Source organism: Lelliottia sp. GFLA7 (assembly GCF_056490165.1).
In genome coordinates, this window is record NZ_JBWLAQ010000001.1 from 880110 (window position 1) to 894689 (window position 14580).

The following is a 14580-nucleotide window of genomic DNA, read 5'->3' on the forward strand; positions in this document are numbered from 1 at the left end:
GTCGAGAGAAATCGCCAGCCTGGCGTTAATGAATGAGCGGCTGCCAGAGGGTCATTAGCCCCTGCGTCAGCCCGCCACGCCAGCAAAGCGCATCATGTCCGCCGTCGACCTGACGCCAGAAAACCGTTTGCTGCGAGTGCTGTAGTTGGGCGTAAAGCGCCTGATTGGCGCGGAAAATCAGCGGCTCGCGGCGACCCGCTTCAAGCACGATACGCAGGCCCGTCGCCGATTTCTCACCCGCTTTGAGTTGTTCGATAAGCAGCCCGTCCTGATTCGCGCCGCGATGCGGCCACCAGTACGACCCCGACTGGCTGAGCACGCAGCCAAACCGATGCGGCCAGTTGAGCGCGGCATACAGTGATGACAGGCCACCAAAACTCTGCCCGGCAACCACGGTGCGATCCGCGCGCGCGCTGAAAGGCGTTAGCGCCTGTATTTGCGGGAGTAACTCTTCCTGTAACGCCAGCCAGAAATCGGGGTTGCAGGGCAACTCACGACTGCGGTGCGCGGTGTCGATAACATCAATCAGCACGTACACCGCGGGTGGCAGGTGGCCCTCTTGCGTCAGGGCGGTTAGCGGCGACCAGACCGGCATGCTTTCAGCCCAGAACTGACCGTCGAGCAGCACCGCCAGCGGACGTTCAGCCGGGTTCTTCTCATCGCCGGTGGTAAAAATCCACACGCGGCGGGAATTGCCCAGGCGCGGGCTGTGCCAGTCGATACATTTAGGTGGGGAATACGGTGTATCAGGATGATTCCAGCCGGGCTGCACTGCCGCGTGCGGCATTTCGAGCGCCGAAACCGGGTGCCCGCGCCCCCCGCGCCAGCTTTGCGGATTAAGCGGATCGGAAATCGCCTTTGGCAGCAGTTTGCGCCAGCCTTCGCGCAGCGCCATGCGATCGGGCGTTGCGGCGTTGAAAACCGCTTCGGCAAAATCCTGTTCGTTTTCAGAGGGGATAAAACAGTAACTGCCGCGCCATTCCGGGCTGAAATCGCCCTGCCACTGCCAGACGTCGGTATCGGGAATGCGTTCGAGTGATTGCGGCTGCGCGTTTTGATGGTGATCGGTGACGCCAGTGATGTAAATCCACACCCGTTTTATCGCCGATGAACGCGCCGTGCCAACCGGATCGCGCCACCAAAAGGTGACACGATAAAGGTCTTTTTCACGCGCCCATTCCGGACCGTTTTTCGACTGCCACCAGGCTTCACTTCCCGTTGTTAACGCCGTCACCCGCTTAACCTCATGTTTAACAGTATTTTGTTTCAGGACAAATTTTGTTGATAATATTATTGATAACTATTTTCATTTGCAATAGCGTAGTGCCCGCGCTGTGGGAAGCGCGCTCATAAAATAACCATGCCATGCATTGTGTGCGCTCGAGGACAGGGCTGCTTACGCAATATGCGGGTGACAACTTGCCGCCTCCTCTCCCATTCGGGAATGGAGCCAAGGGGACGCGGCACTGAAAAGCAGGACGTACAATGAATAACAAGATTCACTCCCTGGCCTTGCTGGTCAATCTGGGAATTTACGGGGTTGCATTGCCCGCGATGGCAGACGATGCCACCGCCAGCGGCGCATCGCACGAAGACACCATGGTGATCACTGCCGCAGAGCAGAATTTACAGGCACCGGGCGTTTCTAAAATCACTGCCGACGAAATTCGTAAAAATCCTCCTGCGCGAGACTTAGCTGAAATTATCCGTACCATGCCAGGCGTCAACCTGACCGGCAACTCCACCAGCGGCCAGCGCGGCAACAACCGTCAGATCGACATTCGCGGCATGGGACCGGAAAACACCCTGATCCTGATTGACGGCAAACCCGTCACCAGCCGCAATTCCATCCGTCTGGGCTGGCGTGGCGAGCGCGATACCCGCGGTGATACCGGCTGGGTTCCTCCTGAAATGGTTGAAAGCATCGAAGTGATTCGCGGCCCGGCAGCAGCGCGTTACGGTAATGGTGCAGCGGGTGGCGTGGTGAATATCATCACCAAGAAATTCGATGACCAGTGGCATGGTTCCTGGAACACTTATCTGAACGCGCCTGAGCACAAAGAGGAAGGTTCAACAAAACGCACCAACTTCAACCTGAGCGGCCCTCTGGGCGGCGATTTTAGCTTCCGCCTTTACGGCAATCTGGATAAAACCCAGGCCGACGCATGGGATATCAACCAGGGTCATCAGTCTGAACGTACGGGTATGTATGCCGACACGCTCCCGGCCGGTCGTGAAGGGGTCGAGAACAAAGACGTCAACGGCGTGGTGCGCTGGGACTTCGCCCCGATGCAGTCGCTGGAGTTTGAAGCGGGCTACAGCCGTCAGAATAACCTCTACGCAGGTGACACCCAGAACACCAACAACGATAACAGCAGCAACGGTCTGGTGAAAAAAAATTACGGTAAAGAGACTAACCGTATTTATCGCCAGAACTTTGCCGTCACCTGGAACGGCGGCTGGGATAATGGCGTGACCACCAGCAACTGGGCGCAGTACGAACACACCCGCAATTCACGTCTGGGTGAAGGCCTGGCAGGCGGTCTGGAAGGGTTGTTCAACAGCAATAAATTTACCGATACCGATCTGTCAGACGTGATGTTGCACAGTGAGGTGAACCTGCCGATCGATTTCCTGGTGAATCAAAACCTGACCCTGGGAACCGAGTGGAATCAGCAGCGCATGAAGGATATGTCCTCCAACGGACAGGCCCAGCAAGGCGGCACGATCCCTGGCATGAGCGACAATCGCAGCCCATATTCGCGGGCTGAAATCTTCTCTCTGTTCGCCGAAAACAACATGGAACTGACCGACAGTACCATGCTGACACCGGCGCTGCGCTTCGATCATCACACGATCGTGGGCAATAACTGGAGCCCGTCCCTGAACCTGTCTCAGGGCTTAGGCGATGACTTCACCCTGAAAATGGGTATCGCGCGCGCATACAAAGCGCCAAGCCTGTATCAGACCAACCCGAACTATTTGCTCTATAGCAAAGGCCAGGGCTGCTACGCCAGCGGTGACGGCGTCGGGTGCTACATGATGGGCAACGACGATCTTAAAGCCGAGACCAGCATCAACAAAGAGATCGGTCTGGAGTTCAAACGTGACGGCTGGATGGCGGGCGTGACGTGGTTCCGCAACGATTACCGCGATAAAATCGAAGCCGGTTATGCCCCGATTGATCAGACCTCTCTCGGCAAAACCAAAACCGATATTTATCAGTGGGAAAACGTGCCGAAAGCGGTCGTAGAAGGCCTGGAGGGGACGTTGAATGTGCCGGTTACCGAGACGGTGAACTGGACCAACAACATTACTTACATGCTACAAAGTAAGAACAAAGAGACCGGCGATCGTCTGTCGATCATCCCGGAGTACACGCTGAACTCAACGCTGAGCTGGCAAGTACATCAGGATGTATCGGTGCAATCTACCTTTACGTGGTACGGCAAACAGCAGCCGAAGAAATACAACTACAAAGGTCAACCGGTGACCGGTTCTGAGAGCGACGAAGTCAGCCCGTACAGCATCGTAGGCCTGAGCGCGAGCTGGGATGTGACTAAAAACGTTAGCCTGACCGGTGGCGTGGATAACGTCTTCGATAAACGCCAGTGGCGCGCGGGTAATGCGCAAACCACCGGCAACGACAAAACCGGAGCGTATATGTACGGCGCAGGCGCGTACACCTATAACGAGCCGGGTCGAACCTGGTATATGAGCGTTAATACGCACTTCTGATAGACTGTAAGCCCTCTTCCACCGAAGGGGGCTTTTTGCATCTAAGGGGATCCATGCGCACGCTTCACACCACCTTTTCCCTTGCCAGCCAAACTGTTCACCAAATCGCGTTTGAACCCGACACCTTTACTGACGCCGATTTGTTGTGGCTGCCCCATCATCAACACCTTGCTCACGCCGCCCACAAACGTAAAGCCGAACATCTCGCCGGACGCATCGCCGCAGCCCATGCGTTGCAGCATTTAGGTGTCTCCGCTATTCCCGGCATCGGTATTAATGGCGAACCGCTGTGGCAGACGGGGTGCGTCGGCAGTATCACTCATACCGCCGCCTGCGCGCTGGCCGTCGTATCGAATCACACGAAGCAGCTGTTGGGGATTGATTGCGAACAGATCCTGGATGCGCTTGAGGCACAAGAGATCAAAGACGGAATTATCGACCACGAAGAAGAGACGCTTTTACGTCGCACATCCTTGCCGTTTGCGCTGGCGCTCACCCTGACATTCAGCGCTAAAGAGAGCGTGTTTAAAGCGCTGTTTCCCAACGTTAATGCCCTGATGGGTTTTGACAGCGCACGCGTCATCGCGCTCGCAGCCGGGAGCCTGACGCTGGCACTGACCCGTCCACTAGCAGGCTTTCACGAAGGCACGCAGTTCACACTTCACTGGCTGCGCGATGACGATCGGGTGATTACCCTGCTGTCATATTTTCCCGCCGCTTAGCGTTCACGCTGGTCACGGCAAAAGTGATGATAAACACCAGCGCAAACAGCACTACGATGGTCGGCGCAGGCGCGCTGTCGAGGTAAAACGACAGGTATACGCCGCTGACGCACACCAGCATGGATATCATCACCGCCACCAGCAGCGCGACGTGGAAGCGCGTCGTTACCAGCACCGCTATCGCCCCAGGGGCAATCAGCAGCGAAATCGACAGAATAATCCCCACCGCTTTTAGCGTCGCCACGATGGTGAGCGAGACCATGCACAGCAGGCCATAGTGCAGCCACCGGGTGCGTAAACCGCTCACCTGCGCCTGCTGATAGTCAAAGCAGAACAGCAGGAAATCGCGCCATTTAAGGCCAATGACCAGCGTAATCAGCGCCGCCACGATCCCGCTCTGGGCGATATCCATTGCGTTAATCCCCAGCATATCGCCAAACAGAATATGGTCGAGATGCACTTCCGGCTTAACGGCGATATAGAGAATCAACCCTGCGGCGAACATGCCGGAAAACACGATGCCCATGACGGTATCTTGCTTGATACGGCTGTTATCTTTCAGGTATCCCGTGGCGACGGCGCAGAATAATCCCGCCACGAACGCGCCTAACGCCAGCGGCAGGCCGAGCATCCAGGCCAGCACCACGCCCGGAAAGACCGCATGACTCATGGCATCGCCCATCAGCGCCCAGCCCTTCAGGACCAAAAAGACCGACAGCAGCGCGCAGGGCACGGCGACCATCAGTGAAATCAGCATCGCATTATTCATAAAAGCGAACTGGAAGGGTTCGAGCAGTAGCGCGATCATTCCTGTACCTCCACCGCCTGACGCGCCCGACGACGGTTTGCCAGCAGGCCGTGCTTCGGTGCAAAAACAAAGGCCAGCAGGAACAGCAGCGTCTGCGCGACCACAATAATGCCGCCCGTTGCGCCGTCCAGATAATAGCTGGCCCACGCGCCGAGGAAACTGGTGAGACTGCCAATCGCCACCGCAATCATCAGCAAACGCGGAAAACGATCGGTGAGCAGCCACGCGGTGGCACCGGGCGTCACCACCAGACAGATCACCAGAAAAGCGCCGACCGTTTGTAGCGCCGCCACGGTGGAGACCGCCAGCAGCGTAAAGAACAGGATTTTCAGGCGCTCGGGACGCAAGCCGATGGCGCGAGCGTGATTCTCATCGAAAAACGTCACCATCAGATCCTTCCATTTGAACAGCAGAACCAGAATCGAGACCACGCCAATGATCGTGAGCTGCAGGATATCTTCTGGCGCGATGGCCAGAATATTGCCCAGCACGATGGTTTGAATATTCACGGAGGTCGGATTGAGCGACACCATAAAGAGCCCCAGCCCGAAAAAGGAGGAGAAAATCAGCCCAATAATGGCGTCTTCTTTCAGGCGGCTTCGCTGGTTGAGAAACAGCATGCTGGCAGCCGCCAGCCCACCCGACAAAAATGCCCCCAGCGAGAACGGCAGCCCGAGCATGTACGCCCCTGCCACACCCGGCACAATCGAGTGCGAGAGCGCGTCACCAATCAGCGACCAGCCCTTGAGCATCAAATAGCAAGAGAGAAACGCGCACAGACCGCCCACCATCGCCGACACCCACATCGCATTGAGCATGTACTCATAGCCAAAAGGTTCCAGGAGTGCATTCATGATGGTTCCCGCTTATCCGCAGGCAGACGATGCGAGACAAAAGGACGCTCGTCATCGGTAATAATGCGGTCTTCCGAACCGCTGAGCACCACGTGGCGCAGCACGCCGCTAAAGGCGCGCTCGAGGTTATCGGCCGTAAAGGTGGTTTCCGTCGGACCACTTGCCAGCACAGTACCTTTCACCATCACGGTGTAATCGCAAAACTCGGTCACTGAACCCAAATTGTGGGTCGAGACCAGCATTGTTTTACCTTCGTTACGCAACTCTCGTAGCAAGCTGATAATTCTGGCTTCGGTTTTGACATCCACGCCGGTAAACGGCTCATCCAGCAGGATAACTTCGCCCTGCTGCGCGATAGCGCGTGCCAGGAAGATGCGTTTTTTCTGCCCGCCAGACAGTTCGCCGATTTGTCGATGGCGTAACTCGAGCATATCGACGCGAGCCAGCGCTTCGGTGACAATCTGGCGATCCTTCTCTTTGGGGATGCGCATGAATCCCATGTGGCCGTAGCGCCCCATCATCACCGCATCTTCGACCAACACCGGAAACGACCAGTCCACCTCTTCCGACTGAGGGACGTAAGCGACCAGATTCTGACGCAGCGCCTGCTGGGTGGGCATGCCCAGAATCGCGATATTGCCGCTCGCCGCCCGAACAAATCCCATCACCGCTTTAAATAACGTTGATTTACCGGAACCATTCACGCCAACAAGCGCCGCAATGGAGCCACCCGGTACGCTGAACGTGGCGTTCCGTAAGGCGGTGTGACCATTGCGATAGGTCACCGTCACATCGGATACGACAATCCCCTGAGCCTGCATATTTTACTCCTTCATGCCGTCGTGAATGCCCTGCACCAGCGTGCGGGTCGTGACATTGAGCAGATCGAGATAGGTTGGCACCGGGCCGTTTTCGGCGCTCAGAGAATCCACATACAGCACGCCGCCGTAGTGGGTGTCGGTTTCACGCGCCACCTGACGAGCCGGTTTATCGGAAACGGTACTTTCACTGAACACCGCCGGAATGTGATTTTTCTTCACCAGGTCGATCACTTTGCGCACCTGCTGCGGCGTACCCTGCTGATCGGCGTTGATCGGCCAGAGATAAAGTTCCTTCAGGCCCAAATCCCGCGCGAGGTAGGAAAACGCCCCTTCACTGGTAACCATCCAGCGCTTGTCTTCTGGGATGTCAGCCACCTGCTTGCGCAGCGGTTCAAGCGTCTGGGTAATTTTTTGCTTATAAACCTCAGCGTTACGCTGATAAATTTGGGTATTCGTCGGATCGTACTTCACCAGTGCATCGCGAATGTTATCGACGTAAATCAGCGCGTTGTCCGGGGACATCCACGCATGCGGGTTGGGTTTGCCGTTATACGGCCCTTCGTTTATCCCCATCGGCGTGATCCCTTTCGTGACTTCCACTTCCGGCACGCCATTCAGATGCTGGAAGAAGCGCTGGAACCACAGCTCCAGATTCATGCCATTCGACAGAATAAGCTGTGCCTTTTGCGCGCGTTTGATGTCGCCGGGAGTAGGCTGATATTCGTGGATTTCTGCGCCAGGTTTGGTGATCGAGGTGACTTCAGCTGCATCGCCTGCGACGTTTTTCGCCATATCAGCAATGACGGTAAACGTGGTGATTACCCTGAATTTTTCCGCCGCAAATGCTCCCGAGGTGCTTACCGCGGTGAACAGTATGCCGAACAGCACCTTTTTAAATCCTTGCCATGGTCGCATCGCGAGAGCCTCCTGAAGTGGTTAAATTCAAAGCAAAATTAGCCTGTGCTATCTTATATAGCATAGGCTATATTTAAATGAAAATAATTATCATTAAAATTGTGTCAGTTCAGGCCTCTCTGTCGGAACGTGGCGTTTGTGTGCTTGTGCCTCTGCCATACTTTGTCGTTCTCACGATTAACGTTGCCGTCTCTATTATAACGCCATGGATAAATCCACAGTGTCGTATTATTGGCGAATGTTAATAATTGCGAAGCGGCTCGAATATAAAGTGAAATAGATTTGCCTTACATCGGTAATATTCCAGGCGCATATGTTGATTATTCAAATCGGTAATCATTGTCTCTTCGAAAAACAGCCAAAAACCGGAGTTTACACAGGGTTTTTAAAGGCGTTCAATGGTTTGTGGGTGAGTCATTCGGCCGTCCCCCCAGATTTCCTGGAATCGTACTGCTCAATACTGGAGTCAGAATCATGATCAAACGTATATTTCTTTGTGCTTTCATGCTGTTTAGCTTTTCAGTCAGTGCCGCAAATGGTGGGAATGGTGGCGACGGCGGAAACGGGGCTGACGGTGGGAATGGTTCAGACGGAGGCAGCGCAAATAACACCCCTGGCCGTTCAGGTTGCCCTGGAGGAACAGCGCCGAATAAAGCGGGGAAATTTTATCTTCCTGGAACTCACGAGCAATGTAATCCAGGTAAGCAGGACGCACTACGTACGAGGTAACGCTTTGTGACTGTGCCGCAAACAAAGGCTGAATTACGTTCAGCGATTGATAAAAATTTCAGTAAATTAATGGGCTATCTCAACACCATCCCTGAAGAGATGACGTTGGATAATGCCATGGATGGGCATGCGAAAGGCACGCAGATAAGTGTTCGCGATCTGGTTTCTTATCTGCTCGGCTGGAACCATCTGGTAGTGAAGTGGATCACTGCTGACGAAAAAGGGTTGCCCGTTGATTTCCCGGAAACCGGATTTAAGTGGAATCAACTGGGCCTTCTGGCGCAAAAATTTTATGCGGATTATAAAGAATTAAATTATCACGCGTTACTCACTGAACTCGAATCAGCAAAAGAAAATATAGTGAGACTGATTGATGAACGCTCGGATGATATTCTTTATGGTAAACCCTGGTATACGAAATGGACGATGGGACGCATGATCTCTTTTAATACATCATCACCGTATGCCAATGCGAATGGAAGAATAAGACAGTGGGCCAAAAATAATCAGTTCAGTCTAAAATAAAAGCCCACGCAGACAGATCTGTGCGGGCTTTTACTTTTCGGTGCAGAAATCCCCTCACCGAAAAGCATATTCATTACTCGCGAGCGTTAACTTTAGAGCGGCAATCTATATTCGATAACGCCTGGTTTTTCTGCCACCCAGTTATACAATCTTTGCGCCGTCACGTTTTTCTCCTGCGTATGCCAATATAACCGGCCACACTCACGCTCTTTGGCTTTTTGTTGGACATATTCAATCAGCTGTTTGCCGATATTATTTCCCCGGCTATTTTCAGCGACAAATAAATCCTCTAAATAACAAAAGTCATTTACAGACCAAGTTGAGCCATGAAAAACGTAGTGAACAAACCCAAGAACGGTTTGCCCTTTTTTCGCCACCGCACAATGCATGTCTTTATCGGCATCAAAAAAGCGCTTCCAGGTTTCAGAGGTCGTCTCTTCAGGCAACTGGACCTCATAAAATTGCTGATACTTCACCCAGTAAGGCAGCCACTTTGCATAATCGTCCTCTTGAACGGGAGCCACAGAGATTTTTAAATTTTCATCCATCATATCAATCACCTTATAGAACCTTATCAATCTTGATAGTGAAAGAGTACGCCCCTTAGTGGTATCATATAAGACACACTTTTTGATTTTTTCAGGGATCCACTTTGTGAACAAAAAAAGCGTTGTGAGTTTTCCCGGTTTAATACTTAAAAAAGGAAAAATCAAAGAGCAGTTTTATTTGACGATTAAAGAACTGATTCTCAATGGTCAACTGAAGGCGGGCAGTAAACTCCCCTCCAGCAGGACATTTTCTGAGATGATGTCAATTTCCAGAAACTCGGTGATAGCCGGTATCGATCGCCTTATCGATGAAGGTTATCTCACGACCAAACACGGCTCAGGAACCTTTGTCACCTCAACTGTTCCGGATGATGTGATTCATATTAAAGCCACCGCCCCTGACCAGGACACCAGCTCCGAAAATAGTGTGCCCACTATTCATCCCGACCGGGATGCACTGACAAAAATATGGGAGAAAACCGCGCCGCTCTCCGGGAACAATATGACGTTTAATATTGGTATCGGCTGTGTCGATTTATTTCCCTATGAGCTTTGGGGACGCATGTTAGGGCGAATCTGGCGTCAGTTTCGTCATCAGGATGGCAAACTCCATGAAGCCCTGGGATATAAACCCTTAAGAGCCGCGATTGGCGAATACGTACGCGCAACGCGAGGTTTGCATTGCTCTGACGAGCAGATTCTTATCGTCAATGGCACCCAGCAGGCGATGAATCTTACGGCGCACGTCCTTTTACAAAGAGGCGACGAAGTGTGGCTGGACGAGCCGGGTTACGATGGGGCGTTAGGCGCATTTACGTCCATGGGGGCCACAGTCCGCCCTGTCATCAGTGATAACAAGGGTATGGATATTTCGTATGCGATAAAACACTGGCCACAGGCAAAAATGATTTTCACGTCGCCCTCTCATCAATTTCCTCTTGGCGGCACATTAAGTTTATCCAGAAGAATTGCGCTGCTTGACTGGGCTTCAGAAAATAAGATGTGGATTTTTGAAGATGATTATAACAGTGAATTCAGATATACCGCACAACCCATACAAGCCCTTCAAGGACTGGATAAACAACAGCGGGTAATATATGCCGGCTCATTTTCTAAAATGATGTTCCCCGGATTTCATTTGGGTTTTTTAGTGATACCCGAGAGTCTCGTGGAGTCATTTAAAATCGCCAAATATTACGGCGATACGCGTACCCCTTATTTGGAACAAATGATACTTGCCGCATTTATTTCCGAAGGGCATTACGCGCGTCACGTCAGACGGGTAAGAAAAGCCTGTCATGAACGCCAGCGCGTAATGATCGAAGCCATACAGTTGTACTTACCAGAAATCACTCTCGCCGAACCTTTCGATTCAGGCATTCACATCGTGTGTTGGTTAGCCGATGGGATTCAGGAATTGTACATGATCGATAAATGCCGTAAAGCCGGTTTAGGCGCACAACCTCTTTCGCGGTACTGCCAAACAAAGCCCACGAAGCAGGCTATTCTGTTCGGTTTTGCAGCGCATACCCCCTCAGAAATAGTTGACGGTATAAAAAAACTGGCTCAAACAATGACGCGGTAAAATCATCTATGCCCACGACACCACAGCGCCGCGGGCCTGTTTTCTATTTCTGCGCTAACCGTTTGTTCAAAGCATCGAGATACCGCTGAGCACTGCGGGCTTCGGAAGGATCAGCCTGCTGGCTGGCGGCTTTTTCATACCAGTAACGCGCCTGCTCATTATCCTGCGGCACACCGCTACCGTTTTCGTAAAGAAAACCCAGTAACTTTTGATCGCCCGGGCTACCTTGGTCCGCCGCTTTGCGAGTCCAGCACGCCGCCTGTACCGGGTCTTTCGTGACGCCTTCACCCATCGCATATTTAGTGGCAATACTGGTTTGTGCGTACAAATAGTTTTGTTCGGCTGCGCGCTTCATCCATTCAAACGATTGCTGCTCGTTTTTTTCAACACCATGACCGTACCGGTAGCGTTCGCTTAACGCATACTGCGCTGGCGCATAGCCTTGCTCGGCGGCTTTGGTAAACCAGGATACGGCTCTGGGCGCATCAATACTCACGCCAATGCCGTTGTAGTAACAGTTGGCCAAATCGTGCTGCGCGACTTTATTACCGCGATTCGCCTTTTCAGTGGTTTGCTGAATATCGTTACACGCGGGGAAATGAGGATTAGCGGCACTGGCCGCTGCGCTCCATAACATCACGACGGCGCAGGCAACTTGCCAGGGAAAACGGGTGTTTTTCACTTTTTGTTTCTCTCTTCTTGGGATCGTGCCTTCGGGCATTCTAAGGTGATAGCGAGCGTCGCTCATTGTCAGGATAACCGATAACGAAACTCCTCAAGACGCTTTATCTGCCGCCCTTCTGCGTCAAAATTCTCCGCCGCCAGCCACGCGCGAAATTCCGCATCACGTTCCGGCCATTCGGCATCAATAATAGAAAGCATGTCACTATCGCGGTTGCGCGCTTTACGCACCAGTTTTTGCCGCAATCGCCCTTCCCAGACGAATCCGAGCCGTTCTGCCGCATTGCGTGACGCAACGTTCATCGAATCACATTTCCACTCCAGCCGACGATAATCATGCTCGAAGGCATTTTTCAGCAGAAGCCAGACAGCTTCGGTGCCCATCGCGGTGTTTTTCATTTTGCGCGACCAGGTGACGTGGCCGATTTCCACCGAGCCCATCATTCGTTCAATCGCCATGTAACTCACCAGCCCCACGGCCCGCTCTGAGTTCACATCCATCACGGCATAAGGTACCAGCCCGTCATCCATCACTTTGCCGATAATCCAGTGGGCCGTCGCCTCCACGTTTTCAGGCTGGGTGCTGGCAAGCCACGTCCAGTCGCTGTCATCGCCCATTGAATAGGCATCGAAAAGGTCGGCGGCGTGAAGTGCGGCATCCAGCGGTTCAAGCCGACAGAATCGCCCGATGAGCGGCGTGCGGGTTAAAAGCTGTGCCCCTTTCCAGTCCGGGACAATATCGTTAACGGTTTGACCATGTTGATTGATTTCCGGCACGTCTGTGACTCCCTGATATGTAATGCATTTGTTATATCAGGACAAAAAGCAGGCGGGAAGGGTTTGTTTGTTCGCAGCGCTTAATAGCCATTACGCATGCCTTATACCGTGCAGGCATAAGCAAAGCAGAATTTGAACTTTGCGGAATTTCTGACTGCGCCTAACGTAACGGAGCCTAAAACAATCACAATAAATCACTTCCAGGGATCGCTATGACGAAAAAATTGCTGCCGTTACTGGTGCTGGCTGCGCTGTCTGCCGCCGCCCACGCCGCTACTCCGCCAAATACACTGGTTGTCGCACAGGGTCTTGATGACATCGTCAGCCTCGATCCCGCCGAAGCCAATGAGCTTTCGAGTATTCAGACGGTGCCAAGCCTCTACCAGCGTCTGGTTCAGCCGGACCGCGATAATCCGGAAAAAATCACCCCAATTCTGGCAGAAAGCTGGCAGGAAGATGCCGCCGCCAAAACGCTCACAATCAAGCTGAAACCCGACACGAAATTTGCCTCCGGCAACCCATTGCGCCCGGAAGACGTGATTTTCTCGTATACCCGCGCGGTCACGCTGAACAAATCCCCGGCATTTATTCTGAACGTGCTGGGCTGGGAGCCAAGCAATATCGCCAGCCAGCTGAAAAAAGTGGATGACCATACGCTCACGCTGCACTGGACGGCGGACGTCAGCCCGGCGGTGGCGCTGAATATTCTCTCCACGCCGATCGCCTCGATCGTGGATGAGAAGCAAGTGTCCGCGAATGTGAAAGACAACGACTTCGGCAACGCATGGCTGAAAATGCACTCTGCGGGTAGTGGCGCATTCAAAATGAAGGTTTACCAGCCGCATCAGGCCATCGTGCTGGAGGCCAACGAAACGGCGCCTGGTGGCGCACCGAAGCTGAAAAATATCATTATTAAAAACGTACCGGATCCGGCCTCTCGCCGCCTGCTGATCCAGCAGGGCGATGCAGATGTGGCGCGCGATCTGGGTGCTGACCAAATCAGCGCGCTGGAAGGCAAAGCGGGTGTGAAGGTGCTGAGCATACCGTCCGCCGAGCAAAACTATCTGGTGTTTAACGCCGGCAATAGCGCCAACCCGCTGCTGAATAATCCGGCGTTCTGGGAAGCTTCGCGCTGGCTGGTAGATTATGAAGGCATCACCAAAAATCTGCTGAAGGGCCAATATTTTGTCCATCAGAGCTTCCTGCCGGTCGGTCTGCCGGGCGCGCTGGAAGATAACCCGTTTAAATTCGATCCGGCCAAAGCGAAAGAAATCCTCGCCAAAGCGGGCATCAAAGACGCGCACTTCACGCTGGATGTGGAGAACAAACCGCCGTTTATCACTATCGCCCAGTCGATGCAGGCGAGCTTTGCTCAGGGCGGTGTAAAAGTGGATCTCCTCCCGGCCGCGGGTAGCCAGGTCTATGCGCGCGTGCGCGCGAAGCAGCATCAGGCCGCGATTCGCCTGTGGATCCCGGATTATTTCGATGCGCACTCTAACGCGAGCGCCTTTGCGTGGAACGACGGGAAATCCAGCACCGTGGCAGGGCTGAACGGCTGGAAAATCCCCGAGCTGACCAAAGCCACGCTGGCAGCGGTCGCCGAACCGGATCCGGCGAAACGTCTGGATTTGTACACTAAAATGCAGCAGGAATTGCAGCATAACTCCCCGTACGTGTTTGTCGATCAGGGCAAAACCCAGATTGTGGTGCGCGACAACGTGAAGGGTTATCAGCAGGGGCTGAATGCGGATATGGTTTGGTACGATCGGGTGACGAAATAAATAAAACAGCGATGAAATATTAAAGTGACTAGAAGACATGCAGCAAGGGTTTTGATCCGGCTGTAAATCGCCGAAGCGTTTCCGAAAGGCCGGGGC

At 53.3% G+C, this 14580-nt stretch carries 13 protein-coding genes; 5 read left to right on the top strand and 8 right to left on the bottom strand.

Going from position 1 to position 14580, the window contains the following annotated elements; genetic code table 11:
- Nucleotides 1–25: 25 nt before the first annotated feature.
- On the bottom strand, nt 26–1270 hold the full coding sequence (fes, locus tag AC07RN_RS04300; RefSeq protein WP_478335801.1) for an enterochelin esterase: 1245 nt from the start codon (nt 1268–1270) through the stop codon (nt 26–28).
- 215 nt (nt 1271–1485) lie between these two features.
- On the opposite strand from fes, the gene AC07RN_RS04305 reads away from it, so the two are divergent.
- Both AC07RN_RS04305 and entD read left to right on the top strand, forming a co-directional pair.
- Nucleotides 1486–3738 (top strand): TonB-dependent siderophore receptor, encoded by a 2253-nt coding sequence (locus tag AC07RN_RS04305; RefSeq protein WP_478335650.1) that lies wholly within the window; start codon nt 1486–1488, stop codon nt 3736–3738.
- A 53-nt stretch (nt 3739–3791) separates the two neighbouring features.
- Complete coding sequence (entD, locus tag AC07RN_RS04310) at nt 3792–4460, top strand: enterobactin synthase subunit EntD (RefSeq protein ID WP_478335651.1); 669 nt, start codon at nt 3792–3794, stop codon at nt 4458–4460.
- On the opposite strand, the gene sitD is transcribed toward entD, so the two are convergent.
- Genes sitD through AC07RN_RS04330 form a run of 4 tightly spaced genes read right to left on the bottom strand, consistent with a single transcriptional unit; the run spans nt 4429 to nt 7858 of the window.
- Nucleotides 4429–5268: an iron/manganese ABC transporter permease subunit SitD gene (sitD, locus tag AC07RN_RS04315; protein ID WP_235135044.1), complete on the bottom strand. Its 840-nt coding sequence runs from the start codon at nt 5266–5268 to the stop codon at nt 4429–4431. The two genes, entD and sitD, sit on opposite strands and share 32 nt — an antisense overlap.
- Nucleotides 5265–6122 (bottom strand): iron/manganese ABC transporter permease subunit SitC, encoded by an 858-nt coding sequence (gene sitC / locus AC07RN_RS04320; protein ID WP_012016514.1) that lies wholly within the window; start codon nt 6120–6122, stop codon nt 5265–5267. The genes sitD and sitC overlap by 4 nt, the downstream gene beginning before the upstream one ends.
- Nucleotides 6119–6943, bottom strand: a complete 825-nt coding sequence (locus tag AC07RN_RS04325; protein WP_478335652.1) for a manganese/iron ABC transporter ATP-binding protein — start codon at nt 6941–6943, stop codon at nt 6119–6121. Before AC07RN_RS04325 ends, sitC begins: the two co-directional genes overlap by 4 nt.
- A 3-nt stretch (nt 6944–6946) precedes the next feature.
- Nucleotides 6947–7858, bottom strand: a complete 912-nt coding sequence (locus tag AC07RN_RS04330) for a metal ABC transporter substrate-binding protein (RefSeq protein ID WP_478335653.1) — start codon at nt 7856–7858, stop codon at nt 6947–6949.
- A gap of 735 nt (nt 7859–8593) precedes the next feature.
- Between AC07RN_RS04330 and AC07RN_RS04335 the strand changes: the two genes are divergently transcribed.
- Nucleotides 8594–9112 carry a ClbS/DfsB family four-helix bundle protein gene (locus tag AC07RN_RS04335; protein WP_478335654.1) on the top strand — a complete coding sequence of 173 codons (519 nt, stop codon included), beginning with the start codon at nt 8594–8596 and terminating at the stop codon, nt 9110–9112.
- Nucleotides 9113–9204: 92 nt separating this feature from the next.
- Here AC07RN_RS04335 and AC07RN_RS04340 read toward each other — a convergent pair whose 3' ends face one another.
- Nucleotides 9205–9663: a GNAT family N-acetyltransferase gene (locus AC07RN_RS04340; RefSeq protein WP_478335655.1), complete on the bottom strand. Its 459-nt coding sequence runs from the start codon at nt 9661–9663 to the stop codon at nt 9205–9207.
- A 103-nt stretch (nt 9664–9766) separates the two neighbouring features.
- On the opposite strand from AC07RN_RS04340, the gene pdxR reads away from it, so the two are divergent.
- Entirely contained in the window at nt 9767–11245 is a 1479-nt protein-coding gene (gene pdxR / locus AC07RN_RS04345) for a MocR-like pyridoxine biosynthesis transcription factor PdxR (protein WP_478335656.1), read from the top strand.
- 43 nt (nt 11246–11288) lie between these two features.
- Here the strand turns inward: pdxR and AC07RN_RS04350 are convergent, their stop codons facing one another.
- Both AC07RN_RS04350 and AC07RN_RS04355 read right to left on the bottom strand, forming a co-directional pair.
- Entirely contained in the window at nt 11289–11927 is a 639-nt protein-coding gene (locus tag AC07RN_RS04350; protein WP_478335657.1) for a tetratricopeptide repeat protein, read from the bottom strand.
- Between the two features lie 68 nt (nt 11928–11995).
- Nucleotides 11996–12703: a GNAT family N-acetyltransferase gene (locus AC07RN_RS04355; RefSeq protein WP_478335658.1), complete on the bottom strand. Its 708-nt coding sequence runs from the start codon at nt 12701–12703 to the stop codon at nt 11996–11998.
- Nucleotides 12704–12915: 212 nt separating this feature from the next.
- On the opposite strand from AC07RN_RS04355, the gene AC07RN_RS04360 reads away from it, so the two are divergent.
- Complete coding sequence (locus AC07RN_RS04360; RefSeq protein ID WP_478335659.1) at nt 12916–14484, top strand: ABC transporter substrate-binding protein; 1569 nt, start codon at nt 12916–12918, stop codon at nt 14482–14484.
- Nucleotides 14485–14580: the final 96 nt, after the last annotated feature.

What these genes read in the sequence shown, in the direction of transcription:
- AC07RN_RS04305 (WP_478335650.1), top strand. Translation starts at nt 1,486, where the DNA reads ATGAATAACAAGATTCACTCCCTGGCCTTGCTGGTCAATCTGGGAATT.
- entD (WP_478335651.1), top strand. Translation starts at nt 3,792, where the DNA reads ATGCGCACGCTTCACACCACCTTTTCCCTTGCCAGCCAAACTGTTCAC.
- sitD (WP_235135044.1), bottom strand. Translation starts at nt 5,268, where the DNA reads ATGATCGCGCTACTGCTCGAACCCTTCCAGTTCGCTTTTATGAATAAT.
- sitC (WP_012016514.1), bottom strand. Translation starts at nt 6,122, where the DNA reads ATGAATGCACTCCTGGAACCTTTTGGCTATGAGTACATGCTCAATGCG.
- AC07RN_RS04325 (WP_478335652.1), bottom strand. Translation starts at nt 6,943, where the DNA reads ATGCAGGCTCAGGGGATTGTCGTATCCGATGTGACGGTGACCTATCGC.
- AC07RN_RS04330 (WP_478335653.1), bottom strand. Translation starts at nt 7,858, where the DNA reads ATGCGACCATGGCAAGGATTTAAAAAGGTGCTGTTCGGCATACTGTTC.
- AC07RN_RS04340 (WP_478335655.1), bottom strand. Translation starts at nt 9,663, where the DNA reads ATGATGGATGAAAATTTAAAAATCTCTGTGGCTCCCGTTCAAGAGGAC.
- AC07RN_RS04360 (WP_478335659.1), top strand. Translation starts at nt 12,916, where the DNA reads ATGACGAAAAAATTGCTGCCGTTACTGGTGCTGGCTGCGCTGTCTGCC.